Genomic DNA, 240 nt, shown 5'->3' with positions numbered 1-240 from the left:
ACGTGACAGATATCTGCTGGATCACCCACCAGCTCTAACAAGATCCCGGCAATTTTCTTCTGCCCGACCAATACGTCATTTGGCCATTTCAAAACACAAACCAGGAGTCAGGATTTTCATGTGTGGTCGGCGGGTTTATATGACTTGAGTAAGCGATTGGATCACTAGAACCGTTTTCCTGTGACAGCTTCACGCTTAGAACAGCCGAGGGCCCAGCGGAGTCAAAATTAACTGTTTGAG

General features: G+C 47.5%; 1 pseudogene. It reads right to left on the bottom strand.

Features of this window, described 5'->3' with window-relative positions:
* Positions 1–92, bottom strand: a pseudogene (locus AC0L3B_RS40190) (biotin--[acetyl-CoA-carboxylase] ligase); the annotation flags it as partial.
* Between the last annotated feature and the right edge of the window lie 148 nt (positions 93–240).

Source organism: Bradyrhizobium sp. Kon56 (genome assembly GCF_055807635.1).
The sequence above is the reverse complement of the archived record's forward strand: the minus strand, read 5'-3'. Positions and strand labels throughout refer to the sequence as shown.